The following is a 25,393-nucleotide window of genomic DNA, read 5'->3' on the forward strand; positions in this document are numbered from 1 at the left end:
TTCGCGAAAGCCCAGAGCTTCCCGCACCGGACGACCCGTAACTCGAGGCGAGAGGCCTTCGACGTGGCAGCACCGCAGAACTACCTCGCAGTCATCAAAGTCATCGGTGTCGGCGGCGGTGGTGTCAATGCCATCAACCGGATGATCGAGGTCGGTCTCAAGGGCGTCGAGTTCATCGCCATCAACACTGACGCGCAAGCTCTGTTGATGAGCGACGCCGACGTCAAGCTCGACGTCGGCCGCGAACTCACCCGCGGACTCGGCGCCGGAGCCAACCCGGCCGTGGGCCGCAAGGCCGCCGAGGACCACCGTGAGGAGATCGAGGAGGTCCTCAAGGGGGCCGACATGGTCTTCGTGACGGCCGGTGAAGGCGGCGGCACCGGCACCGGCGGCGCGCCGGTCGTGGCCAACATCGCCCGCTCCCTGGGTGCCCTCACCATCGGCGTGGTCACGCGGCCGTTCACCTTCGAGGGACGGCGCCGCGCCAACCAGGCCGAGGACGGCATCGCTGAACTCCGTGAAGAGGTCGACACCCTCATCGTCATCCCGAACGACCGGCTGCTGTCCATCTCGGACCGCCAGGTCTCGGTGCTCGACGCCTTCAAGTCTGCCGACCAGGTCCTCCTCTCCGGTGTCCAGGGCATCACCGACCTCATCACCACCCCTGGCCTCATCAACCTCGACTTCGCCGACGTCAAGTCGGTCATGTCCGAGGCCGGTTCGGCCCTCATGGGCATCGGCTCGGCCCGCGGCGACGACCGCGCGGTGGCCGCGGCCGAGATGGCGATCTCCTCGCCGCTGCTGGAGGCGTCCATCGACGGCGCCCGCGGTGTGCTGCTCTCCATCTCCGGCGGCTCGGACCTCGGCCTGTTCGAGATCAACGAGGCCGCCCAGCTGGTCAGCGAGGCCGCCCACCCCGAGGCCAACATCATCTTCGGCGCGGTCATCGACGACGCCCTCGGCGACGAGGTCCGGGTCACCGTGATCGCCGCCGGCTTCGACGGGGGCCAGCCGCCGGCCCGCCGGGACAACGTCCTCGGCTCGACGTCGTCCTCGGCCCGCCGCGACGAGCCCACTCCGGTACGGCAGACCGAGAGCCGCCCGTCGTTCGGCTCGCTCGGCAGCGTCACGCCGAAGGAGGAGCCCGAGCCCGCTCCCGAGCCGGTGGCCGAGATTCCGGTCGCCCCGCCGGTCCCGCCGTCGCGGACCTACGCCGACAGCGCGGCGGAGGAACTGGACGTCCCGGACTTCCTTAAGTGATCCTTCAGACGTGATAGGACAGCGCGACACCGTGAGCGGCGCGCACTTCGCCTTCACCGACCGGTGGGGCGGGGTGAGCGCCGCTCCGTATGAGGAGCTCAACCTCGGCGGGGCGGTCGGCGACGACGTCGACGCCGTAGCGAAGAATCGCGAACTCGCCGCCAAGTCGCTCGGGCTGGATCCGGGTGAGGTCGTGTGGATGAACCAGGTACACGGGACGGACGTCGCCGTGGTCCACGGACCGTGGCGTGATCGTCCGGTGCCCGATGTCGACGCGATCGTCACGGCCCGGCGGGGTCTGGCCCTCGCCGTCCTCACCGCCGACTGCGTGCCGGTCCTGCTGGCCGACCCGGTCGCCGGGATCGCCGCCGCGGCCCATGCGGGGCGGCCCGGGATGGTCGCCGGGGTCGTCCCGGCCACGCTACGCGCGATGATCGAACTGGGTGCCGACCCCGCCCGGATCGTCGCCCGCACCGGCCCCGCCGTCTGCGGCCGGTGCTACGAGGTGCCGGAGGCGATGCGGGCCGAGGTGGCAGCCGTGGAGCCGACGGCGCACACCGAGACGAGTTGGGGCACTCCCTCGGTGGACGTGGCCGCCGGAGTGCAGGCGCAGCTCGCGCGACTCGGCGTGCGCGACCGGGAGCAGTCGCCGGTGTGCACCCGTGAGTCGGGCGACCACTTCTCGTACCGCCGCGACCGCACCACGGGGCGACTCGCGGGATATGTCTGGTTGGACTGAGGGAGCATGACGGACCGTAAGGGTGAACTCGCCGCAAACCTGGCGAAGGTGGAGGCGCGCATCGCTGCCGCCTGCGCCGCCGCCGGGCGTAAGCGCGAGGAGGTGACGCTCATCGTGGTCACCAAGACCTATCCCGCGAGCGATGTGCGGATCCTGTCGGAACTCGGTGTGCGCCACGTCGCCGAGAACCGCGATCAGGACGCGGCACCCAAAGCTGCCGAATGCTCGGATCTGCCCCTTGAGTGGCATTTTGTCGGCCAGCTGCAGACCAACAAGGTGCGATCCGTGGTCGGTTACGCGGATCTCGTGCAGTCCGTCGATCGTTCCAGGCTCGTGACGGCGATGTCCAAGGAAGCCGTACGGCAGGAGCGCGAGGTGGGCTGTCTCGTCCAGGTGGCGCTGGATGCGGGAGAGAACCTGAGAGGCGAGAGAGGTGGCGTGGCGCCGGGTGGAATCGACGAGTTGGCGGATCTTGTCGCGAAGGCTCCCGGGCTGCGACTGGCCGGACTCATGACCGTCGCTCCGCTCACCGGGGAGTACGCGGGGCGCCAACAGGCGGCGTTCGAGCGGTTGATGGATTTGTCGACCGACCTGCGCCGGGCTCATCCGACTGCGAACATGGTGTCGGCAGGGATGAGTGCGGATCTCGAAGAGGCGGTGGCGGCCGGTGCGACACATGTGCGCGTCGGCACTGCGGTACTCGGAGTCCGCCCCAGGCTCGGGTAACGTCGCCAGGAAGTCGGACCACAGCAGAAAATATGGTCAATGTCGCCGAAAGGCGAGCGTAACGACCGCGTGGATCGCGGGCACTTGGCAGTCGCCGATCCACCACAGAGCGGAGGACTCAGAGCATGGCCGGCGCGATGCGCAAGATGGCGGTCTACCTCGGCCTCGTGGAGGACGACGGGTACGACGGCCGGGGGTTCGACCCCGATGACGACTTCGAGCCCGAACTGGACCCGGAGCCCGAGCGGGACCACCGACGGCACGAGCCGTCACTCCAGTCACACAGTGCACATCAGTCCCAAAGGGACGAAGAGGTGCGAATCGTCCAGCCACCCGCGCCGCGTGAACCGGTGGCCCGGTCGACTTCGCTACCCGCGGAATCCAGCCGCCCGGCGCGCATCGCGCCCGTGGCATCCATCACACAAGAACGCGCAAGCCTGGAGAAGAACGCACCGGTGATCATGCCCAAGGTCGTGTCGGAACGAGAGCCGTACCGGATCACCACACTTCACCCCCGGACCTACAACGAGGCCCGTACCATCGGGGAACACTTCCGTGAAGGCACCCCGGTGATCATGAACTTGACTGAGATGGACGACACAGACGCGAAGCGACTTGTCGACTTTGCGGCCGGTTTGGTGTTTGGTCTTCACGGCAGCATCGAGCGGGTGACGCAGAAGGTGTTCCTGTTGTCGCCTGCTAACGTCGATGTCACGGCGGAGGACAAGGCCCGCATCGCAGAGGGCGGGTTCTTCAACCAGAGCTGAGACGCACCACCGGACAGAAACGCACGGAACAGGGAACAGGGGAGAGGGAAGCACCAGTCATGAGCGTGGTCCTGCAGGTTCTCTACATCGCGCTGATGGTCTTCCTCATCGTGCTCATCTTCCGGTTGGTCATGGACTACGTCTTCCAGTTCGCCCGCTCATGGCAACCCGGCAAGGCGATGGTGGTCGTTCTGGAGGCCACCTACACTGTCACTGATCCACCGCTGAAGCTTTTGCGGCGGGTTATCCCGCCGCTGCGTCTCGGGGGCGTGGCGCTCGACCTGTCCTTCTTCGTACTGATGATCATCGTCTACATCCTGATCACGCTCGTGCGGAGCGCGATGTGAACGATGTGACAGATACGGTCTTGCCGACTGCCGACGACAACGTTGAGGTGAAGAGATGCCGTTGACCCCCGAGGACGTGCGGAACAAGCAGTTCACGACCGTCCGCCTCCGAGAAGGCTATGACGAGGACGAGGTCGATGCCTTCCTCGATGAGGTCGAAGCCGAACTGACGCGCCTGCTCCGCGAGAACGAGGACCTGCGCGCCAAGCTGGCCGCGGCCACGCGCGCTGCTGCCCAGAACCAGCAGAACATGCGCAAGCCTCCGGAACCGCCACAGGATCAGCAGGGCGGTATGCCTCAGCAGGGCGGGATGCCTCAGCAGGGTGGTATGCCCCAGCAGGGCATGCGCGGTCCCGGGGCTCCCGTACCCGCCGGGATATCGGGCCCGCCGCAGCAGCAGATGGGTGGCCCCATGGGTGGTCCGCCCCAGCTGCCGAGCGGTGCCCCGCAGCTGCCCGCCGGTCCCGGCGGTCAGGGTGGCCCTCAGGGGCCCGGTCCGATGGGCCAGGGTCCGGGGCCGATGGGCCAGCCCCCCATGCAGCAGATGGGCGGCCCGATGGGCGGTCCTATGGGTGGCCCGATGGGCGGTCCCGGTCAGGGCGGCCCCGGCGGCGACAGCGCCGCACGCGTTCTGTCGCTCGCGCAGCAGACCGCCGACCAGGCGATCGCCGAGGCCCGTTCCGAGGCCAACAAGATCGTCGGCGAGGCGCGTTCGCGTGCCGAGGGTCTCGAGCGGGACGCCCGTGCCAAGGCTGACGCCCTGGAGCGGGACGCGCAGGAGAAGCACCGCGTCGCGATGGGCTCCCTGGAGTCCGCCCGCGCCACGCTGGAGCGCAAGGTCGAGGACCTGCGCGGCTTCGAGCGCGAGTACCGCACGCGGCTGAAGTCCTACCTCGAGTCCCAGCTGCGCCAGCTGGAGACCCAGGCGGACGACTCGCTCGCCCCGCCGCGCACCCCGGCCACGGCATCCCTCCCGCCGTCCCCGGCGCCTTCCATGGCACCGGCCGGCGCGAGCGCCCCGTCGTACGGCGGCAACCAGACGATGGGCGGCGCCCCGTCTCCGGCTGCTCCGTCCTACGGCGGTCAGCAGCAGATGTCCCCGGCGATGACCCAGCCGATGGCACCGGTCCGGCCGCAGGGCCCGGGCCCCATGGGCCAGGCCCCGTCGCCGATGCGCGGGTTCCTCATCGACGAGGACGACAACTGACGGTTGGTAGTACGCCGTAGGCGTCGGCAGCGTTCAGGGCGGGGCCCCGGATTTCGATCCGGGGCCCCGCCCTTTTGCTACGCGTGTTCACGGAGCTTGCGGTCTTTGTTCGGGGTTGGGTGCGGTGTCCTACGTACGCAATGCCGAAGGCCCGGGACCACCAAGATTCTTTGGTGGTCCCGGGCCTTCGGTCGTGCGGCTGAGCCTCGCTACTGCTTGCGCAGGCGGAACGTCAGAGTCAGGCCCTCGTCCGTGAACGGGGAGCCGTATGTGTCGTCCGCCTCGCCCTGGGCGAAGTCCGTTGCCAGAACCTCGTCGGCGATGAGCTCGGCGTGCTCGCTCAGGGCCGCGATCGTCGCCGGGTCCGTCGCCGTCCAGCGCAGGGCGATACGGTCGGCCACGTCCAGGCCGCTGTTCTTGCGGGCCTCCTGGATCAGGCGGATCGCGTCACGGGCCAGGCCCGCGCGGCGCAGCTCCTCCGTGATCTCCAAGTCCAGGGCGACCGTCGCGCCGGAGTCGGACGCCACCGACCAACCCTCGCGCGGGGTCTCCGTGATGATCACCTCGTCCGGAGCCAGGGTGACCGTCTCGCCGTCGACCTCCACCGACGCCGTGCCCTCCCGCAGGGCCAGCGACAGGGCGGCGGCGTCCGCGTTCGCGACGGCCTTCGCCACATCCTGGACGCGCTTGCCGAACCGCTTGCCCAGGGCGCGGAAGTTGGCCTTGGCGGTGGTGTCGACCAGGCTGCCGCCCACCTCGGAGAGGGACGCCAGCGACGAGACGTTCAGCTCCTCGGTGATCTGCGTGTGCAGCTCGGGGCCGAGGGCCTCGAAGCCCGCGACCGCCACGAGAGCACGGGACAGCGGCTGGCGGGTCTTCACACCCGACTCCGCGCGCGTGGCGCGGCCCAGCTCGACCAGGCGGCGGACCAGGACCATCTGCTTCGACAGCTCGGGGTCGATCGCCGACAGGTCGGCCTCCGGCCAGGAGGAGAGGTGGACCGACTCCGGGGCGCCGGGGGTGACCGGGACGATCAGGTCCTGCCAGACCCGCTCGGTGATGAACGGGGTCAGCGGGGCCATCAGCTTGGTGACCGTCTCGACGACCTCGTGCAGGGTGCGCAGCGCTGCCTTGTCGCCCTGCCAGAAGCGGCGACGGGAGCGGCGGACGTACCAGTTGGACAGGTCGTCGACGAACGCCGACAGGAGCTTGCCGGCGCGCTGGGTGTCGTACGCCTCCAGGGACTGGGTCATCTGGTCGACCAGCGCGTGCAGTTCGGACAGCAGCCAGCGGTCCAGGACCGGGCGGTCGGCCGGGGCCGGGTCGGCAGCGGACGGCGCCCAGTTGGACGTACGGGCGTACAGGGCCTGGAAGGCGACCGTGTTCCAGTACGTCAGGAGCGTCTTGCGGACGACCTCCTGGATCGTGCCGTGGCCCACGCGGCGTGCCGCCCACGGGGAGCCGCCTGCCGCCATGAACCAGCGCACCGCGTCCGCGCCGTGCTGGTCCATCAGCGGGATCGGCTGCAGGATGTTGCCCAGGTGCTTGGACATCTTGCGGCCGTCCTCGGCGAGGATGTGGCCGAGGCAGACGACGTTCTCGTACGACGACTTGTCGAAGACGAGCGTGCCGACGGCCATCAGCGTGTAGAACCAGCCCCGGGTCTGGTCGATGGCCTCGCTGATGAACTGCGCCGGGTAGCGGCTCTCGAACAGCTCCTTGTTCTTGTACGGGTAGCCCCACTGTGCGAACGGCATCGAACCCGAGTCGTACCAGGCGTCGATGACCTCCGGCACGCGCGTGGCCGCCTTGCCGCAGCCGTCCTTCGGGCAGGCGAAGGTGACGTCGTCGATGAACGGGCGGTGCGGGTCAAGCTCGGACTGGTCGGTGCCGGTCAGCTCGGTGAGCTCCGCGCGGGAGCCGACACAGGTGAGGTGGTCGTCCTCACAGCGCCAGATCGGCAGCGGGGTGCCCCAGTAGCGGTTGCGGGACAGTGCCCAGTCGATGTTGTTGTTCAGCCAGTCGCCGTACCGGCCGTGCTTGACCGTGTCCGGGAACCAGTTGGTCTTCTCGTTCTCCTGGAGGAGACGGTCCTTGACGGCGGTGGTGCGGATGTACCAGGACGGCTGCGCGTAGTAGAGCAGCGCGGTGTGGCAGCGCCAGCAGTGTGGGTAGCTGTGCTCGTACGGGATGTGCCGGAAGAGCAGGCCGCGCTGCTGGAGGTCTTCGGTGAGCTTTTCGTCCGCCTTCTTGAAGAAGACGCCGCCGACCAGGGGGACGTCCTCGTCGAAGGTGCCGTCCGGGCGGACGGGGTTCACGACGGGCAGGCCGTACGCGCGGCAGACCTTGAGGTCGTCCTCACCGAAGGCGGGGGACTGGTGGACCAGACCCGTGCCGTCCTCGGTGGTGACGTACTCGGCGTTGACCACGTAGTGGGCCGGAGCGGGGAACTCGACCAGCTCGAAGGGGCGCTGATACGTCCAGCGCTCCATCTCGGCGCCGGTGAAGGACTGGCCGGTGGTCTCCCAGCCCTCGCCGAGGGCCTTCGCGACCAGCGGCTCGGCGACGACGAGCTTCTCCTCGCCGTCGGTCGCGACGACGTAGGTGACCTCGGGGTGCGCGGCCACGGCCGTGTTGGAGACGAGGGTCCAGGGCGTGGTCGTCCACACGAGGAGCGCGGCCTCGCCGGCGAGCGGGCCCGAGGTGAGCGGGAAACGGACGTACACCGAGGGGTCGACGACCGTCTCGTAGCCCTGCGCCAGCTCGTGGTCGGACAGGCCGGTGCCGCAGCGCGGGCACCAGGGGGCGACGCGGTGGTCCTGGACCAGCAGGCCCTTGTTGAAGATCTCCTTGAGCGACCACCAGACGGACTCGATGTACTCGGGTTCCATCGTGACGTAGGCGTCGTCGAGGTCGACCCAGTAGCCCATGCGCGTTGTCAGGTCGGAGAAGGCGTCGGTGTGGCGGAGCACGGACTCGCGGCACTTGGCGTTGAACTCGGCGATGCCGAACGCCTCGATGTCCTTCTTGCCGCTGAAGCCGAGCTCCTTCTCCACGGCCAGCTCGACCGGGAGGCCGTGGCAGTCCCAGCCGGCCTTGCGGGCCACGTGGTAGCCGCGCATGGTGCGGAACCGGGGGAAGACGTCCTTGAAGACGCGGGCCTCGATGTGGTGGGCGCCGGGCATGCCGTTGGCGGTGGGCGGGCCCTCGTAGAACACCCACTCCGGGCGGCCCTCGGACTGCTCCAGGCTCTTGGCGAAGATCTTCTGCTCGCGCCAGAAGTCGAGCACGGCGTGCTCGAGGGCGGGCAGGTCGACCTGGGCGGGCACCTGGCGGTACGTCGGCGTTGTCATCAGCGAGCTTCCTCCGGCGGACTTGCTGCCTTCCGTCCGGAGGGACGAGAGCCGTGTCTTTCCGTACGCCGGTTTCGGCGCGCTCCCGCGGTACCACCCTCCTTGGCCCTCCGACGCGGGGTATGCGCCGATGAGCCCCCTCATTGGGGTCGCGATGCCGGTTCTACTCGCCTTCGAGAGGCTTTCTTCCGGCGGCTCCGGGGTGATCTTCACGTCGCGCTCGCCCCCGGGCTTCCACCGTCCCCGGGTCGCTCTGGGCTGCGTACGCCGCTACTCGTCCCCATCCATGCTTTTCGCTCCGCCCAGTGTACGGCGCCGCGCGGACAGCGGCCGACCGGATTTCCGGGCCGTGGGGGTGGGGACTCGGTTCAGGCCGGGCTGACCCGAATGGCGCGGTACGTGTGTTCGGAATCTGGGACGTTCGGCTCGGCGGCATACCCGGCGGGGAGCTGGGCACAACGCATGCAGGTCGGCCGCGCGACATGTGCGAGGCGGGCGAATCGGGCGGTGTGCCCCGTTGCCGCGGGACTCAAGTCGATTTATCGTCCCAGCACGATTCGCGAGCAAGATCACAATATGTGAAGGGGCCGCGGCATGGTGGCGAAGAAGACCGCCGTAGAGCAGTCGGCGTCGAGCAGATCCACACATGCGGATGCGGCCGACGGTGCGGCCAAGAACGTGGGTGGGAAGAAGGCTGCGCAGGGGGGTACCGCGGGGGCGGGGGCGCGGGGTGGGAAGTCGGTGAAGTCGGTGAAGTCGGCCGCGAAAGGGGCTGCGAAGTCCGGCGGGAAAGCGGTGGGGAGGAAGGCGGAGGCTCCTGAGGCGGTCGGTAAGAAGGCTGCCGCGTCGAAGATCGCCGCCAAGGAGGGCGCCGTCGAGAAGGCGGCGGCGAAGAAGGTGACCGCTTCCCAGAGCGCTGCTGCGAAGAAGGTGGTCGAGGGGGAGGGGGCGGGGCAGAAGGCGGCCGAGAAAGCCGTCTCCAGGGGGAGCGCCGGCAAGGGAACGGCGGCCGATCAGGGCGTCGGGAAGAAGGCAGTCGCGACGGTCGCGGGGAAGGCAGGTGCCGGGAAGGAGGCGGCCACGAAGGCGGCCGGGAGGGCGGGCGCCGGGAAAGAGACGGCCGGTAAGAGGGCCTCCGGTGGGCAGGGCGCCGGTGTGGTGGCGGGCGCTGTGGAAGGGGCTGTGGTGGAAGAAGCCGTCGTGGAAGCGGGCGCTGTCGAGAAGGGCACCTCAGGGAGGAGTGCCCCCAAGAAGAGCGCGGCCAAGAAAGACGCGGTCAAGAAGAGCGCCTCCGGCAAGAGGGCGGTCAAGGGGAGCGCGGGTGCGCAGGGAGCGGCCGGGAAGCGCGCGGTCGCCGAGAGCAGGGTCAAGAAGGTCGGCGCGGCGCAGGCCGCGGAGCAGACGGGAGCCACGACGGTGGTTGCGAAGAAGACTCCTGGCACGGCCGCGGCGGCGAAGACCGCCGTTCCCAAGGCACGCCTCGCCGCGGTGGTGGAGCCCGGCGAGCTCGCGGTGCGCCCCGGTGAGGACCCCTGGACCACGGAGGAGGTCGAGGAGGCGCGGGCCGAGCTGATGGCCGAGGTGATGCGGCTGCGTGAGGAGATCACGTCGTCCGAGCAGTCCCTCGTCGGCCTGATGCGGGACTCCGGGGACGGCGCGGGCGACGACCAGGCCGACACCGGCGCGAAGAACATCACGCGCGAGCACGAGCTGGCGCTCGCCGCCAACGCGCGCGAGATGCTCGAACAGACCGAGCGTGCCCTGGAGCGGCTCGACGCCGGCACGTACGGCCTGTGCGAGAACTGCGGCAACCCGATCGGCAAGGCACGGATGCAGGCCTTCCCGCGCGCGACCCTCTGCGTCGAGTGCAAGCAGAAGCAGGAACGCCGGTACTGACCGGTAGGCGGGTGCCCCTGGACGTGCCGTACTCTCGTGCTCAGTCAGGTACCTAGGTTGAGGGACTCACGTGGCAGAGGCGGAGCGCATCATCGGTACGCCGGATACCCCAGAGGCGGCGGGAGCCGAGTCGGAGCGGTCCGACGCGGACGCGAAGGCTGACGCGTCGCAGTCCGGCACGGCCGAGCGGCCCCGGGGCAAGCGCCGGATCGCCGTGCTGTTCGGAGTCGCCGCGTTCGCGTACGCCCTTGACCTGATCAGCAAGATGATCGTGGTAGCCAAGCTGGAGCATCACCCGCCGATCGAGATCATCGGGGACTGGCTGAAGTTCGAGGCGATCCGCAACGCGGGCGCGGCCTTCGGCTTCGGCGAGGCCTTCACCGTGATCTTCACGGTGATCGCGGCGGCCGTGATCGTGGTGATCGCCCGGCTCGCCCGCAAGCTGTACAGCCTGCCCTGGGCGATCGCGCTCGGCATGCTGCTCGGCGGTGCGCTCGGCAACCTCACCGACCGGATCTTCCGCTCACCGGGCGTCTTCGAGGGCGCGGTCGTGGACTTCATCGCGCCCAAGCACTTCGCCGTGTTCAACCTGGCCGACTCGGCGATCGTGTGCGGCGGCATCCTGATCGTGCTGCTGTCGTTCAAGGGGCTGGACCCGGACGGGACCGTCCACAAGGACTGAGCCCGCGAGGCCGCCCGAGGTTATCCACAGGCTCCGTACGGGGGTGTCTCACCCGTCCGGCATACTCGTCGGGTGAGCACGATTCCCGAGATCCGTACCCTGCCCGTGCCCGACGGCCTGGAGGGCGAGCGCGTCGACGCCGCCATCTCCCGCATGTTCGGCTTCTCCCGTACGAAGGCGGCGGAGCTCGCCGCCGCGGGGAAGGTCACGGTCGACGGGTCGGTGGTCGGGAAGTCCGAGCGGGTGCACGGCGGGGCCTGGCTCGAGGTCGAGATGCCGCAGGCGCCCGCGCCGGTGCAGATCGTCGCCGAGCCGGTCGAGGGCATGGAGATCGTCCACGACGACGATGACGTGGTGGTGATCGTCAAGCCGGTCGGCGTCGCCGCACACCCCAGTCCCGGTTGGACCGGGCCGACCGTCATCGGCGGGCTGGCCGCGGCCGGCTACCGGATCTCCACCTCCGGTGCCGCCGAGCGCCAGGGCATCGTGCACCGGCTCGACGTGGGCACGTCGGGGCTGATGGCCGTCGCCAAGTCCGAGTACGCGTACACGTCGCTGAAGCGCCAGTTCAAGGAGCGCACGGTCGACAAGCGGTACCACACCCTCGTCCAGGGCCACCCCGACCCGACCAGCGGCACCATCGACGCGCCTATCGGCCGCCACCCCAACCACGACTACAAGTGGGCTGTCACGGCCGAGGGCAAGCCGTCCGTCACGCACTACGACCTCATCGAGGCGTTCCGCGCGGCCTCGCTGCTCGACGTGAAACTGGAGACCGGCCGCACCCACCAGATCCGCGTCCACATGGCGGCCCATCGCCACCCCTGTGTCGGCGACCTCACCTACGGCGCCGACCCGACCCTCGCCAAGCGGCTCCGCCTGACCCGCCAGTGGCTGCACGCCGTCCGGCTCGGCTTCGAGCACCCCGGGGACGGGCAGTGGGTGGAGTTCGAGAGCGGCTACCCGGCCGACCTGCAGAAGGCTCTGGACCAGGTCCGTGAGGAGACGTGGGCATGAGCTCTCCGGCGGCCGTCCCGTCGTATGCCGTCCGCGTCGCCGAGGAGCCGGCCGACCGCGAGGCCTGTTTCGCGGTGCGCAAGGAGGTCTTCGTCGGGGAGCAGGGGGTTCCCGAGGACATCGAGTACGACGCCTACGACGCCACCGCCGTGCATGTGCTGGCGATCCGGGAGGACGGCGTGCCGCTCGGGACCGGTCGGCTGCTGTACGGCGAGGCGGCCTCGGCGAAGGTCGACGGTGATCCGTCGGTGGGGTCGCTGGGGCGGCTCGCGGTGACGCAGGCGGCGCGTGGGCTCGGTGTCGGGGCGGCCCTGGTGCGGGCCATCGAGGAGGCGGCACGCGCGCGTGGGCTCGCGGCCGTGGATCTGCACGCGCAGACGCACGCGCTGGGGTTCTACGAGCGGCTGGGGTACGTGGCCTACGGGCCGGAGTTCCCTGACGCGGGGATACCGCACCGGGCGATGCGGCGCGCTCTGTAGCCGAGGAGCCCGTAAGCGCTGGTGAGGATGGTGCCGTGGCAGGCTTGAGGTCTGCCTTGTGGACGCCGATCTCACCGGAGCGCTGACCGTGGATCAGTTGGCCCTGCTTTTCGCGCTGTTGGTCGGGGCCCTGGTGAGTGTCCCGCTGGGGGACCGGTTCGGGGTGCCCGCGCCGGTGTTGATGACCCTGCTCGGGGTCGTGCTCGCGTTGCTCGAGTTCGTGCCGAACGTCGAGATTCCACCCGATCTGATCCTGCCGCTGTTGTTGCCGCCGCTGCTCTATGCCGCGGTGCGGCGGACCTCTTGGCGGCAGTTCGCGGCGAATGTGCGGCCCATCTTTCTGCTGGCCGTGGCGCTGGTGTTCGTCACGACGGTGTGCGTGGCCGCGGTCGCCCACGCGATCGTGCCGGGGCTGCCGCTCGCCGCCGCCGTTGCGCTGGGCGCGCTCGTCGCGCCGCCCGATCCGGTGGCGGCGACCGCCGTCGCAGGGCAGCTCGGGCTGCCGAGGCGGCTGGTGTCGATCCTGGAGGGCGAGGGGCTCTTCAACGACGTGACGGCCATCGTGCTCTACCACGTGGCGATCGCCGCCGCCGTGAGCGGCACGTTCTCCCCGTGGGGCGCCGGACTCGATCTGGTGCTCTCCGCCGTGGTGGCGCTGGCCGTCGGGCTCACCCTCGGCTGGGGCGCCAACAAGCTGATGGATCTGCTGGGGGACCCGACCCTGCAGATCGGGCTCACGCTGCTCGTGCCGTACGCCTCCTACGTGCTGGCCGAGGAGCTCCACGGTTCCGGCGTGCTCGCCGTACTCGTCACCGCCCTGTTCCTCGCCGAGTACGCCACCGACGCCGACGACGTGATGACCCGGCTCGCCGGGCACACCTTCTGGGACATCGTCGACACTCTGGTCACCGGCGTCGCCTTCGGGCTGATCGGGCTGGAACTGCACAACGCGGTGCGGACGGCGTCCGGGCGGTGGGGCGAGATGCTCGGCTGGGCGGCCCTGGTGGTCGGCGTCGTCGTACTCGTGCGGCTGCTGTACCTGCTGCCGGCCACCTGGCTCACCAAGCGGCTGCACGCGAAACGGGACTACGACGAGGAGATCCCGATGAGCTGGCGCGAGACCGTCGTGATGTGGTGGTCGGGGATGCGCGGCGTCGCCTCGGTCGCCCTGGCGCTGGCCGTGCCGCTGGAGACGGACTCGGGCGCCCCCTTTCCCGACCGGGACGAGATCGTGTTCATCGCGTTCGGGGTGATCATGGCGACCCTCGTGCTGCAGGGCCTGACCCTGCCGTGGCTGGTGAAGCGGCTCGGGGTGCGGGCCGACAGCGAGCGGGAGAAGGAGTTCGAGAAGCAGCTGGCGGTGCGGGCGGCCAAGGCGGCCAAGCGCAGGCTCAGGGAGATCGAGGCCGTCGAGGACCTGCCGGAGGAGCTGTCCGAGCAGATGCTGCGGCGGGCGTTCGAGATCGGGGTGCGGATCAGCCCGGACATGGGGGAGGAGGAGCGCCGGGAGGCGCATCAGCAGCGGGTGCGGCGGCTGAAGCGGGTGCGGCGGATCCAGGGCGAGCTGCTGAGTGCGGCGCGGCACGAGGTGCTGGCGGCGCGCAGTGAGCCGGGGGCCGATCCGGAGGTGGTGGACCGGGTGCTGCGGCATCTCGACGTACGCAGTCTGCGGTGATCTTCATGGCAGTCGTGTGAACGGACGCGGCATGTCCCGCGTCCCTTTGTACGCTCGGATCATGGCTCGCAACGTTGTCATCAGTGGTGGCGGTACGGGAATCGGGCTCGCGGTGGCCCAGCTGTTCGCGGCGGACGGCGATCGGCTGCTGCTGCTCGGGCGGCGCGCCGAGGTGCTGGAGCGGGCCGGTGTGCCCGGGGCCCTCACCTACGCGGCGGACCTGAGCAAGCCGCGCGGTGTGCGGGGCGTGGAGCGGTTCGTGGCGTCGGAGTTCGGCACCGTGGACGTACTGATCCACAGTGCCGGAGGCAGCGGCTATCTGGAGCCGAAGGTGGACAGCGACGAGCCCCTCGACGTCGTCCTGCACAACTGGACCCTCAACTTCGGGCTCAACACCCTGACCGCCGCCCTGCTCACCGAGGCCCTGAAGGACCGGCTCGCCGACCCCGGCGGGCGGGTGCTGTTCGTCAGCTCCATCGCCGCCTTCCGGGGATCCGGCAGCGGGGCGTACGCGGCGTCCAAGGCCGCGCTGCATCCGTACGCCCATGATCTGGCCCGGCAGTTGGGGCCGCGCGGGATCACCGTGAACGTGGTCGCGCCCGGGTATGTCGAGGACACCGAGTTCTTCGGCGACACGATGGACGGCGGGCGGCGCGAGCAGCTCGTCGCGGAGACCTCGACCGGGCGGGCAGCTTCGCCCGGGGACGTCGCCGCGACCCTGCACTGGCTGGCCTCCCATGTCGCGGGGCACATCACCTCGCAGATCCTCCAGGTCAACGGCGGGGCCGAGCGCGGTCACTGAGCCGCTCAGGGCCGCTCCGGACGCGCCGTCGGCTGGTGGTCGTGCTGGTGGGTGCGGCGGGCCGGGACGCGGCCGGGGACGGCGCCGGGCACGGGAAAGCCGGGTGGCAGGGCCGCGTCCGTCGCGTTCACGCGTGGCAGCGCGTACGGGTGCTCGGCGGCCAGCCAGCGGATCAGCTGCTCGCGCACCGCGACCCGCACCGTCCACAGGTCGTCCGCGTCCTTCGCCGTGACCAGGGCCCGCACCTCCATGGTGCTGGGTGTGGAGTCGGTGACGACCAGACCGTAGTCGCGGCCGTCCCACGCCGGGCACGCGCGCAGGATGTCGCGGAGCTGCTCGCGCATCGCCTCCATGGGCGCCGAGTGGTCGACGTGGAGGAAGACGGTGCCGGTCATCTGGGCGCCGCCGCGCGACCAGTTCTCGAAGGCCTTCGAGGTGAAGTACGACACCGGCATCGTGATCCGGCGCTCGTCCCAGGTCCGCACGGTCAGGAACGTCAGGGTGATCTCCTCGACGGTGCCCCACTCGCCGTCCACCACGACCGTGTCCCCCAGGCGCACCATGTCCCCGAAGGCGATCTGGAACCCGGCGAACATGTTGCTCAGCGTGGACTGGGCGGCGACACCGGCCACGATGCCGAGGATGCCGGCCGAGGCCAGCAGCGAGGCGCCGGCCGCGCGGAACGCCGGGAACGTCAGCAGCATCGCCGCCACCGCCACGACGCCGACGACCGCCGCCACCACCCGCATGATCAACGTCACCTGGGTGCGCACCCGCCGGACCCGGGCCGGATCGCGGTGGACACGGGCGTAGCGGGTGTACGTCGTCTCCACGACCGCCGCCGCGATCCGGATCGCCAGCCAGGCCGCCGCTCCGATCAGCACCAGCGTCAGCATCCGGCCGACGGCGACCCGCTGTTCCAGCAGCAGCCCGGCCTCGTCGTACGCCCCTCTGAGCAGGGCCGCGCACAGCACGAGCTGGTAGGGGACGCGGGCGCGGCGCAGCTGACCCCACAGGGGTGTCTCGGTGTGCCGTTCGTCGGCCTTGCGCATCAGACGGTCGGTGGCCCACCCGATGATCAGGGTGAGCAGGACCGAGCCGCCGATGACGATCAGCGGGCGGAGTATGTTCTCCATTCCCCGAACGTAACCACCCGAGGGGGGTCCTGAACATGTGCGTCCATGAGGCGGTGGTCACGGCGTTGTCGGACCCGGCTGGCACCATGGCCTCATGAACATCATGCTCTTCCACTCGACCTATGGCCTCAGGCCCGCGGTGCGCCAGGCAGCGGACCGGCTGCGTGCCGCCGGACACGAGGTGTGGACGCCGGACCTCTTCGAGGGGCGTACGTTCGAGACCGTCGAGGAGGGCATGGAGTTCAACGACGGGATCGGCAAGGACGAGCTGCTGAAGCGGGCCGTGCTCGCTGCCGCGCCCTACTCGGAGCGGGGGCTGGTCTACGCCGGATTCTCGCTCGGTGCCTCCGTCGCCCAGACCCTCGCGCTCGGCGACGACAAGGCGCGCGGGCTGCTGCTTCTGCACGGCACGTCGGACATCGCGCCGAACGCCTCGGTGGACGATCTGCCGGTGCAACTGCATGTCGCCGAGCCGGACCCGTTCGAGACGGACGACTGGCTGAGCGCCTGGTATCTGCAGCTGGGCAGAGCGGGCGCCGATGTGGAGGTGTACAGATACACGGGCGCCGGCCACCTCTACACCGACCCCGACCTGCCGGACTACGACGAGGAGGCCGCCGAGGCCACCTGGCGGGTGGCACTCGGCTTCCTCGAGACCCTGTAAGGCTTCGAGACACCGCGGGAGCCGTCAGACGGGGTCGTACGTCCGCTCCACCTTCTGCGTGCCGCTGCGGGTGCGGTACGAACGGGCCCACGACGCGGTCGCGTTCTGCTTCGTCTTGTCGGAGAGGACGTAGTAGTCCATCTGCGCGCGGTCGGCCGTGATGTCCAGGACGCCGTAGCCGTGGCGGTCGGTGTCGACCCAGTGGACGTGCCGGTTGGCGGCCTTGATGATCGGCGAGGCGAGTGCGGAGACCGTGCCCTCGGGGACCTTGACGATGTCGTCGAGGTTGTCGGAGGTGACCGAGGTGACGACGAACTCCGTGGCGGCGGAGGCGGACAGCGGGTAGGTACCGGCGTCCACCGGCACGTCGTTGGCCCACGCCATGTGGATGTCGCCGGTCAGGAACACGGTGTTGCGGATCGCGTTCGAGCGCAGATGGGCCAGCAGTTCCCGGCGGTCGTCGGTGTAGCCGTCCCACTGGTCGGGGTTGAGGGCGAGCCCCTCCTGCGGCAGGCCCAGCAGCTTGGCGAGCGGCTTGAGCAGGTCGGCGGTGAGGGAGCCGATCGCGAACGGCGAGATCATCACCGAGTTGCCGACCAGCCGCCAGGTGGTGTCGGAGGACTTCAACCCCGCCTTCAGCCAGTCCAGTTGGGCCCGGCCGGTGAGCGTGCGGTCCGGGTCGTCGACCTCGCCGTTGCCGACGGACACCTGCTGCGAGCGGAAGGAACGCAGGTCGAGCAGGGAGAGGTCGGCGAGCTTGCCGAAGCGCAGCCGGCGGTAGGTGGTGCCGGCGATCGCCGGGCGCACCGGCATCCACTCGAAGTAGGCCTGCTTGGCGGCGGCCTGGCGGGCGGCCCAGGTGCCCTCCGCGCCCTCGGTGTGGTTCTCGGCGCCGCCCGACCAGGCGTCGTTGGCGATCTCGTGGTCGTCCCAGATCGCGATGACGGGCGCCTTCGCGTGCAGGGCCTGCAGATCCGGGTCCGTCTTGTACTTGCCGTGCCGGACGCGGTAGTCGGCGAGCGTGAGGATCTCGTGGGTGGGCGTGGTCTGCCGTACGACGGTGCCGCGCGTGCCGTACTCGCCGGTGCCGTACTCGTAGATGTAGTCGCCCAGGTGCAGCCAGGCGTCCAGGTCGCTGCGGGCCGCGAGGTGGCGGTACGCGGAGAAGTAGCCGCCCTCCCAGTTGGCGCAGGAGGCCACGCCGAAGCGGAGGCCCGCGACGGACGCGTTCGCCGCCGGCGCGGTGCGGGTACGCGCCACCGGGGAGTCCGTGCCGCCCGCCGAGAAACGGAACCAGTAGTCGGTGGCCGGCTCCAGGCCCCGTATGTCCGCCTTGACGGTGTGGTCGGAGGCGGCGGTCGCGGTGGTCGAGCCTTTGGCGACGACGGTCGTCAGCGCCTTGTCCCGGGCGACGATCCAGCTGACCTCGGTGTCCGGGCCGAGCCCGGAGCCGGGGGTCGCCACGGGGGTGGGCGTCACCCGGGTCCACAGCAGGATGCCGTCGGGCAGCGGGTCGCCGGAGGCGACGCCGTGCAGGAAGGCGGGGGCCGCGTCGGCGGCGCCGGCGGGCAGGGCGGCGGCCAGTGGGCCGGCCAGAACAGCCGTCGCCGCCGCGGCCTTGACGACCGTACGGCGGCGAGGGGTAAGGGAGTTGTGCTGCTCGGATGATCTGTATCGACTGGTCACAGACGATCAGGTTACTGATCGGTATGAACAAGAGCGGGCGAACCCGTGAAAGTTCGCCCGCTCTTCATTCGGAGGTTATGCGTCCAGTTGGCGTCAGCCCTTGAGGGCCGCGGTCACCGCCGAGGTGAACTCCTCCGCCGTCCACGGCTGGTTGGGGCCGGAGGTCTGCAGCTGCTTGCCGTCCATGACGAAGCTCGGCGTGCCCGTCACCCCGTCCTTGTTGGTGTCGAAGGTCTTCGACATGGCCAGCGCCCAGGCGTCGTACGTGCCCTTCTTCACCGCGTTCTCGAACTTGGTGTTGTTCTTCAGGGCGGGGACGGAGTTCGCGATCTCGATGAGGTAGTCGTCGTCCTTGAACTTGTCGTCCGACTCCTCCGGGTGGTACTTCGCCGAGTAGAGCGCGGTCTTGTACTCCATGAACGCCTCCGGGCTCACGTTCAGCGCGGCGCCCATGGCGCTCATCGCGTTCTTGGAGCCCTCGGCGTTGGCGCCGATCTTGCCTTCCTTCAGCTGGTCGCCGTCGAGGAACGTGCCGCCGATGAACTGGATCTTGTACTTGCCGGCCTCGACGTCCTTGTCGACGACCGAACCGGCGGCCTGCTCGAACGACGCGCAGACCGGGCAGCGCGGGTCCTCGTACACCTTGAGGGTCTTCTTGGCGCTGTCCTTGCCGATGACGACGGTCGTGCCGTTCGTGCCCGTGGTGTTGGCCGGGGTGACGACCTTGTCGTCCTTCACCGCCTCCCAGTAACTGGGCTTGCTGGCCTGGACGACGGCGTAGCCGATGCCGCCCGCCGCGGCCAGGACGCCGACGATCGAGCAGGCGACGACGACCTGCCGCTTGACCTTCGCCCGCTTCGCCTCGCGCTCGCGCTCGGCGCGCAGCCGCTCGCGGGCCGCCGACTTCGCCGCCTGGGTGTTCCGCTTGCTCATCTTGGTGATCTCCATGGGGACGCGCACACATCGTGTGCGGATACGTAGGGGTGGACTGTGCTGCTCAGATGCCGTTCACGCGAAGGCGAGGGCGGGCGAGCACGGTGGTCCACGTCGTCCCAGGGAGTGCACGAGGAGGCGGCTGCGGGCGCCGGCCGTCCGGCGGGCGGGGCGCGGTAGGCGGCGGACCGGCGCGGTCCGGCGCACCGTCACCGCGGCGACCGCCAGCAGCAGCGGGCGGAACGTCGTCGCCGTCACCGCGCGCAGCAGCTGGGCCAGGGCCCGCTCGCCGCGCCGCAGCCAGGCGGCGGCGAGGAGGCCGACGCCGATGTGCGCGCCGAGCAGGAGCCAGGGCGTCGCCGGGTCGGCCTGGGTGGTGAGCAGGGTAGCCAGATGGCGGGTGTCGGTGCCCGTCATGCCGGCCAGGGGCGTGCCCACGGCGGTGTTGTCGCCGCACAGGACGTCGAAGCCGACGGACCGCAGGGGGCCCGTGACCGGGCCGCCCGCCCGGCCGTAACAGACGTGCTGGCCGGCGGTGAGGATCGTGTCGGCGGCCAGTTCCAGCGGGATCAGCAGGACCGCGATCCGCCCGTAGGTCCGCTCGCGGCCGGCCAGGGCGTATGCGAGCACGAACACGGCCGCCGCCAGCAGGGCCACCGTGTTCAGCGGCAGCGGCGCCCGGGACAGCAGCACATGCGACGCGGTGCTGAGCGTCACGACAAGTGACGTGAACAGCGCCGCGCGTACGGCTCGCAGGTGGGTCCCGGATATGTCCATAGCGGAGAAGAGTGTGGCACGTGGTCCTGTAAGAGACCCTTAAAGGGTGCCTGTGAGCGACCGTGGAGCGCCGGTGCGCGGCCGTTCCGTCACAGACCCGGAATGCGGCCGTTGCGGAACAGGTCCACGAAGATCTGGTGGTCGGCACGCGCGCGTGCGCCGTAGTCGTGCGCGAAGTCGACCAGGAGCTCCGCGAAGCCGACGCCCCCGTCGGAGTCCGCCGCGATCGCCGCGTCGATGGCCCGCTCGGTGGAGAACGGCACCAGGGACTCGCCGGAGGTGTCGTCCGCCGCCGCGTGCATCGTGGCCGTGGCCCGGCCGAGGTCGGCGACGACCGCAGCGATCTCCTCCGGGTCGTCTATGTCGCTCCAGTCCAGGTCCACGGCGTACGGCGAGACCTCGGCGACCAGCTGGCCCGCGCCGTCCAGCTCGGTCCAGCCCAGCCACGGGTCGGCGTTCGCCTGGAGGGCGCGCTGGGAGATCACCGTGCGGTGGCCCTCGTGCTGGAAGTAGTCGCGCAGCGCCTGGTCCGTGATGTGCCGGGAGACGGCCGGGGTCTGGGCCTGCTTGATGTAGATCACGACGTCGTTCTCCAGGGCGTCGGTGTGGCCCTCCAGGAGGATGTTGTACGACGGCAGGCCGGCCGATCCGATGCCGATGCCGCGGCGGCCGACCACGTCCTTCACCCGGTACGAGTCCGGGCGGTCCAGGGAGGCGTCCGGCAGCGTCTCCAGGTAGCCGTCGAAGGCCGCGAGCACCTTGTAGCGGGTGGCCGCGTCCAGCTCGATGGAGCCGCCGCCCGGGGCGAAGCGGCGCTCGAAGTCACGGATCTCGGTCATCGAGTCCAGCAGCCCGAAGCGGGTCAGCGCGCGGGCGTCCCGCAGGGCGTCCAGGAGCGAGCCCTGCGCGGTGTCCAGCGTGAACGGCGGCACCTCGTCGCTCTTGGCGCCGGTCGCCAGCGCGTGGATGCGCTCGCGGTACGCGCCCGCGTAGATCCGCACCAGCTCGCTGATCTGCTCGTCGCCCAGCGCCTTGGCGTAGCCGATGAGGGCGATGGAGGCGGCGAAGCGCTTGAGGTCCCAGGTGAAGGGGCCGACGTACGCCTCGTCGAAGTCGTTGACGTTGAAGATCAGCCGGCCGTTGGCGTCCATGTACGTGCCGAAGTTCTCCGCGTGCAGGTCGCCGTGGATCCACACGCGCGAGGTGCGCTCGTCCAGGTAGGGCCCGCTGTATATCTTCCCGCCGCCCCGAGCGGCGTTCTCGGCGTCGAGGTCGTGGTAGAAGAGGCACGCCGTGCCGCGGTAGAACGCGAACGCCGAGGCCGCCATCTTCCGGAACTTCACGCGGAACGCGGCCGGGTCGGCGGCCAGGAGCTCGCCGAAGGCGGTGTCGAAGACGGCGAGGATCTCGTCGCCGCGCTGCTCGTCGTTGAGCTGGGGGACCGACATCGCTGGGTGCCTCCTGGTGCATGAACCTGTACGACAGCGTTTCTGTCGTCTCCAACGGGTGAGAGCCGACGAAAGTGCCCGGCGGTCCTCGCTGTGAAGGTACGCGGGGCAGCCCGCCGAGTGTCAGTGCCGAGGCATAGACTTCGACGCTGTCCCCCGAACTGTCCGCCAGCCTGTTGCCAAGCGTTTTCCCTGGAGGCCACGCCGTGTCAAAGCCGCCGTTCACGCACCTGCACGTCCACACCCAGTATTCGCTGCTGGACGGTGCCGCGCGGCTGAAGGACATGTTCAACGCGTGCAACGAGATGGGCATGACCCATATCGCCATGTCGGACCACGGCAACCTCCACGGGGCGTACGACTTCTTCCATACCGCGAAGAAGGCCGGAGTCACCCCGATCATCGGCATCGAGGCGTACGTCGCCCCCGAGTCCCGGCGGAACAAGCGCAAGATCCAGTGGGGCCAGCCGCACCAGAAGCGCGACGACGTCTCCGGTTCCGGTGGTTACACCCACAAGACGATGTGGGCCGTGAACAAGACGGGTCTGCACAACCTCTTCCGGCTCTCCTCGGACGCGTACGCCGAGGGATGGCTGCAGAAGTGGCCCCGGATGGACAAGGAGACCATCTCCCAGTGGTCGGAGGGCATCGTCGCCTCCACCGGCTGCCCCTCCGGTGAGCTCCAGACCCGCCTGCGCCTCGGCCAGTACGACGAGGCCCTCAAGGCGGCGGCCGACTACCAGGACATCTTCGGCAAGGACCGCTACTTCCTGGAGTTGATGGACCACGGCATCGACATCGAGCACCGGGTCCGCGACGGCCTCCTGGAGATCGGCAAGAAGCTCGGCATCCCGCCCCTGGTCACCAACGACTCGCACTACACGTACGCGCACGAGGCGACCGCTCACGACGCCCTGCTGTGCATCCAGACCGGCAAGAACCTCTCCGACCCGGACCGCTTCAGGTTCGACGGCACGGGCTACTACCTGAAGTCCACGGACGAGATGTACGCCATCGACTCCTCGGACGCCTGGCAGGAGGGCTGCGCCAACACGCTCCTGGTCGCCGAGATGGTCGACACCGACGGCATGTTCGAGAAGCGCGACCTCATGCCCAAGTTCGACATCCCCGAAGAGGGCTACACCAACGTCACCTGGTTCAAGGAGGAAGTGCGGCGCGGCATGCACCGCCGCTTCCCGAACGGGATCCCGGAGGACCGCCAGAAGCAGGCGGACTACGAGATGGACATCATCATCCAGATGGGGTTCCCGGGGTACTTCCTCGTCGTCGCCGACTTCATCATGTGGGCCAAGAACAACGGCATCGCGGTCGGCCCCGGCCGAGGCTCCGCGGCCGGCTCGATCGTCGCCTACGCCATGGGCATCACCGACCTCGACCCGATCGAGCACGGACTGATCTTCGAGCGGTTCCTCAACCCCGAGCGCGTCTCCATGCCCGACGTCGACATCGACTTCGACGAGCGCAGGCGCGTCGAGGTCATCAGGTACGTGACCGAGAAGTACGGCGCCGACAAGGTCGCCATGATCGGCACCTACGGCAAGATCAAGGCCAAGAACGCGATCAAGGACTCCGCGCGCGTGCTGGGCTACCCGTACGCGATGGGCGACCGCCTCACCAAGGCCATGCCCGCAGACGTCCTCGGTAAGGGCATCGACCTCGACGGCATCACCAACCCCTCGCACCCGCGCTACAACGAGGCGGGCGAGATCCGCGGGATGTACGAGAACGAGCCGGACGTCAAGAAGGTCATCGACACCGCCAAGGGCGTCGAGGGCCTGGTCCGGCAGATGGGCGTGCACGCCGCCGGCGTGATCATGTCCAGCGAGCCGATCATCGAGCACGCCCCGATCTGGGTGCGGCACACGGACGGCGTGACGATCACGCAGTGGGACTACCCGCAGTGCGAGTCCCTCGGCCTGATCAAGATGGACTTCCTGGGCCTGCGCAACCTCACCATCATGGACGACGCCGTGAAGATGGTGCGGTCCAACAAGGGCATCGATCTGGAGATGCTCTCGCTCCCCCTGGACGACCCGAAGACCTTCGAACTGCTCTGCCGCGGTGACACGCTCGGCGTGTTCCAGTTCGACGGCGGCCCGATGCGCTCGCTGCTGCGCCAGATGCAGCCCGACAACTTCGAGGACATCTCCGCCGTTTCGGCCCTGTACCGGCCGGGCCCGATGGGCATGAACTCGCACACGAACTACGCCGAGCGCAAGAACGGCCGGCAGGAGATCACGCCGATCCACCCGGAGCTCGAAGAGCCTCTGAAGGAGACGCTCGGTCTGACCTACGGCCTCATCGTGTACCAGGAGCAGGTGCAGAAGGCCGCCCAGATCGTCGCCGGGTACTCGCTCGGCGAGGCCGACATCCTGCGCCGCGTGATGGGCAAGAAGAAGCCCGAGGAACTGGCGAAGAACTTCACCATCTTCCAGGAGGGCGCCCGCAAGAACGGCTTCAGCGACCAGGCGATCCAGGCCCTCTGGGACGTCCTGGTCCCCTTCGCCGGATACGCGTTCAACAAGGCGCACTCCTCGGCGTACGGCCTGGTCACCTACTGGACCGCCTACCTCAAGGCGAACTACCCGGCCGAGTACATGGCGGCGCTGCTCACGTCCGTCAAGGACGACAAGGACAAGTCGGCCGTCTACCTCAACGAGTGCCGCCGCATGGGCATCCGGGTGCTCCCGCCGAACGTCAACGAGTCGGTGCACAACTTCGCCGCCCAGGGCGACGACGTGATCCTCTTCGGCCTGGAGGCCGTGCGCAACGTCGGTACGAACGTGGTCGAGTCGATCATCAAGAGCCGTAAGGCCAAGGGCAAGTACGGCTCCTTCCCCGACTATCTCGACAAGATCGACGCGGCCGCCTGCAACAAGCGCACCACCGAGTCGCTGATCAAGGCGGGCGCGTTCGACACCCTGGGCCACACCCGCAAGGGCCTCACCGCGCAGTACGAGCCGATGATCGACAACGTGGTCGCGGTCAAGCGCAAGGAGGCCGAGGGCCAGTTCGACCTCTTCGGCGGCATGGGCGAGGAGGAGAGCGACGAACCCGGCTTCGGACTCGACGTGCAGTTCACCGACGAGGAGTGGGAGAAGACCTATCTGCTCGCCCAGGAGCGGGAGATGCTCGGTCTGTACGTCTCCGACCACCCGCTCTTCGGCCTGGAGCACGTGCTGACCGACAAGGCCGACGCGGGCATCGCCCAGCTCACCGGCGGTGAGCACGCGGACGGTGCCGTGGTGACCATCGGCGGCATCATCTCGGGCCTCCAGCGCAAGATGACCAAGCAGGGCAACGCCTGGGCGATCGCCACGGTCGAGGACCTCGCCGGCTCCATCGAGTGCATGTTCTTCCCGGCGACGTACCAGCTCGTCTCGACCCAACTCGTCGAGGACGCCGTGGTGTTCGTCAAGGGCCGCCTCGACAAACGCGAGGACGTCCCGCGGCTGGTCGCGATGGAGCTCCAGGTCCCCGACCTGTCGAACGCCGGCACCAACGCGCCGGTGATCCTCACCATCCCGGCCACCCGGGTCACCCCGCCGATGGTCAGCCGCCTCGGCGAGATCCTCAGCCACCACAGGGGCGAGAGCGAGGTCCGTATCAAGCTCCAGGGCCCGACCAAGACCACGGTGCTGCGCCTCGACCGGCACCGGGTGAAGCCGGACCCGGCGCTCTTCGGTGACCTGAAGGTACTGCTCGGGCCGTCCTGCCTGGCGGGCTGACCCACCCGGTACAGCGCGAGAGGGGCGCACCCCGTGCGGGGTGCGCCCCT

20 protein-coding genes are annotated in these 25,393 nt (G+C 69.5%); 14 read left to right on the plus strand and 6 right to left on the minus strand.

Annotation, left to right across the window (positions count from 1 at the left end; genetic code table 11):
• Positions 1–63 precede the first annotated feature (63 nt).
• The 6 genes from ftsZ (at position 64) to BLU79_RS19135 (ending at position 5,046) form a co-directional block, all read left to right on the plus strand.
• Complete coding sequence (gene ftsZ, locus BLU79_RS19110) at positions 64–1,260, plus strand: cell division protein FtsZ (protein ID WP_093907027.1); 1,197 nt, start codon at positions 64–66, stop codon at positions 1,258–1,260.
• Between the two features lie 10 nt (positions 1,261–1,270).
• Positions 1,271–1,999, plus strand: a complete 729-nt coding sequence (gene pgeF / locus BLU79_RS19115) for a peptidoglycan editing factor PgeF (RefSeq protein WP_093907028.1) — start codon at positions 1,271–1,273, stop codon at positions 1,997–1,999.
• Positions 2,000–2,005: 6 nt separating this feature from the next.
• Positions 2,006–2,725, plus strand: coding sequence for a YggS family pyridoxal phosphate-dependent enzyme (locus BLU79_RS19120; RefSeq protein ID WP_093907029.1), 720 nt, complete (start codon positions 2,006–2,008; stop codon positions 2,723–2,725).
• Positions 2,726–2,850: 125 nt separating this feature from the next.
• Positions 2,851–3,492 (plus strand): cell division protein SepF, encoded by a 642-nt coding sequence (locus BLU79_RS19125; protein ID WP_093907030.1) that lies wholly within the window; start codon positions 2,851–2,853, stop codon positions 3,490–3,492.
• A gap of 59 nt (positions 3,493–3,551) precedes the next feature.
• The gene (locus tag BLU79_RS19130) at positions 3,552–3,839 is read left to right on the plus strand and encodes a YggT family protein (protein WP_004001943.1); all 288 of its coding nucleotides are present in this window, start codon (positions 3,552–3,554) and stop codon (positions 3,837–3,839) included.
• Positions 3,840–3,894: 55 nt separating this feature from the next.
• Positions 3,895–5,046, plus strand: a complete 1,152-nt coding sequence (locus BLU79_RS19135) for a DivIVA domain-containing protein (protein ID WP_093907031.1) — start codon at positions 3,895–3,897, stop codon at positions 5,044–5,046.
• A gap of 209 nt (positions 5,047–5,255) precedes the next feature.
• Here the strand turns inward: BLU79_RS19135 and ileS are convergent, their stop codons facing one another.
• Positions 5,256–8,399, minus strand: coding sequence for an isoleucine--tRNA ligase (gene ileS, locus BLU79_RS19140; protein WP_093907032.1), 3,144 nt, complete (start codon positions 8,397–8,399; stop codon positions 5,256–5,258).
• Between the two features lie 594 nt (positions 8,400–8,993).
• Between ileS and BLU79_RS19150 the strand changes: the two genes are divergently transcribed.
• The 6 genes from BLU79_RS19150 to BLU79_RS19175 all read left to right on the plus strand — a co-directional run bounded on the left by BLU79_RS19150 (position 8,994) and on the right by BLU79_RS19175 (position 14,950).
• A complete protein-coding gene (locus BLU79_RS19150; RefSeq protein WP_177001084.1) occupies positions 8,994–10,295 on the plus strand; it encodes a TraR/DksA C4-type zinc finger protein in 1,302 nt (433 codons plus the stop codon).
• 70 nt (positions 10,296–10,365) lie between these two features.
• Positions 10,366–10,977, plus strand: coding sequence for a signal peptidase II (gene lspA / locus BLU79_RS19155; RefSeq protein ID WP_093907034.1), 612 nt, complete (start codon positions 10,366–10,368; stop codon positions 10,975–10,977).
• A 72-nt stretch (positions 10,978–11,049) separates the two neighbouring features.
• On the plus strand, positions 11,050–11,994 hold the full coding sequence (locus tag BLU79_RS19160) for an RluA family pseudouridine synthase (protein WP_093907035.1): 945 nt from the start codon (positions 11,050–11,052) through the stop codon (positions 11,992–11,994).
• A complete protein-coding gene (locus tag BLU79_RS19165; RefSeq protein WP_093907036.1) occupies positions 11,991–12,473 on the plus strand; it encodes a GNAT family N-acetyltransferase in 483 nt (160 codons plus the stop codon). Before BLU79_RS19160 ends, BLU79_RS19165 begins: the two co-directional genes overlap by 4 nt.
• A gap of 88 nt (positions 12,474–12,561) precedes the next feature.
• A complete protein-coding gene (locus tag BLU79_RS19170) occupies positions 12,562–14,148 on the plus strand; it encodes a Na+/H+ antiporter (RefSeq protein WP_093907379.1) in 1,587 nt (528 codons plus the stop codon).
• A gap of 61 nt (positions 14,149–14,209) precedes the next feature.
• Positions 14,210–14,950: an SDR family oxidoreductase gene (locus BLU79_RS19175; protein ID WP_093907380.1), complete on the plus strand. Its 741-nt coding sequence runs from the start codon at positions 14,210–14,212 to the stop codon at positions 14,948–14,950.
• Between the two features lie 5 nt (positions 14,951–14,955).
• On the opposite strand, the gene BLU79_RS19180 is transcribed toward BLU79_RS19175, so the two are convergent.
• The gene (locus BLU79_RS19180) at positions 14,956–16,086 is read right to left on the minus strand and encodes a mechanosensitive ion channel family protein (protein ID WP_093907037.1); all 1,131 of its coding nucleotides are present in this window, start codon (positions 16,084–16,086) and stop codon (positions 14,956–14,958) included.
• A 94-nt stretch (positions 16,087–16,180) separates the two neighbouring features.
• Here BLU79_RS19180 and BLU79_RS19185 point away from each other — a divergent pair, with 94 nt between their 5' ends.
• Positions 16,181–16,750, plus strand: a complete 570-nt coding sequence (locus BLU79_RS19185) for a dienelactone hydrolase family protein (protein ID WP_093907038.1) — start codon at positions 16,181–16,183, stop codon at positions 16,748–16,750.
• 24 nt (positions 16,751–16,774) lie between these two features.
• Here the strand turns inward: BLU79_RS19185 and BLU79_RS19190 are convergent, their stop codons facing one another.
• The 4 genes from BLU79_RS19190 to BLU79_RS19205 form a co-directional block, all read right to left on the minus strand.
• Positions 16,775–18,436, minus strand: coding sequence for an alkaline phosphatase D family protein (locus tag BLU79_RS19190; RefSeq protein ID WP_093907039.1), 1,662 nt, complete (start codon positions 18,434–18,436; stop codon positions 16,775–16,777).
• Positions 18,437–18,529: 93 nt separating this feature from the next.
• Positions 18,530–19,369: a thioredoxin domain-containing protein gene (locus BLU79_RS19195; protein WP_093907381.1), complete on the minus strand. Its 840-nt coding sequence runs from the start codon at positions 19,367–19,369 to the stop codon at positions 18,530–18,532.
• 75 nt (positions 19,370–19,444) lie between these two features.
• Entirely contained in the window at positions 19,445–20,146 is a 702-nt protein-coding gene (locus tag BLU79_RS19200; RefSeq protein ID WP_093907040.1) for a hypothetical protein, read from the minus strand.
• Between the two features lie 89 nt (positions 20,147–20,235).
• Positions 20,236–21,594 (minus strand): DUF2252 domain-containing protein, encoded by a 1,359-nt coding sequence (locus tag BLU79_RS19205; protein ID WP_093907041.1) that lies wholly within the window; start codon positions 21,592–21,594, stop codon positions 20,236–20,238.
• A 206-nt stretch (positions 21,595–21,800) separates the two neighbouring features.
• Between BLU79_RS19205 and dnaE the strand changes: the two genes are divergently transcribed.
• Positions 21,801–25,343, plus strand: coding sequence for a DNA polymerase III subunit alpha (dnaE, locus tag BLU79_RS19210; protein WP_093907042.1), 3,543 nt, complete (start codon positions 21,801–21,803; stop codon positions 25,341–25,343).
• The last annotated feature ends 50 nt before the right edge of the window (positions 25,344–25,393 follow it).

The sequence above is a fragment of the Streptomyces sp. cf386 genome, from assembly GCF_900103585.1.
Lineage (GTDB): Bacteria > Actinomycetota > Actinomycetes > Streptomycetales > Streptomycetaceae > Streptomyces.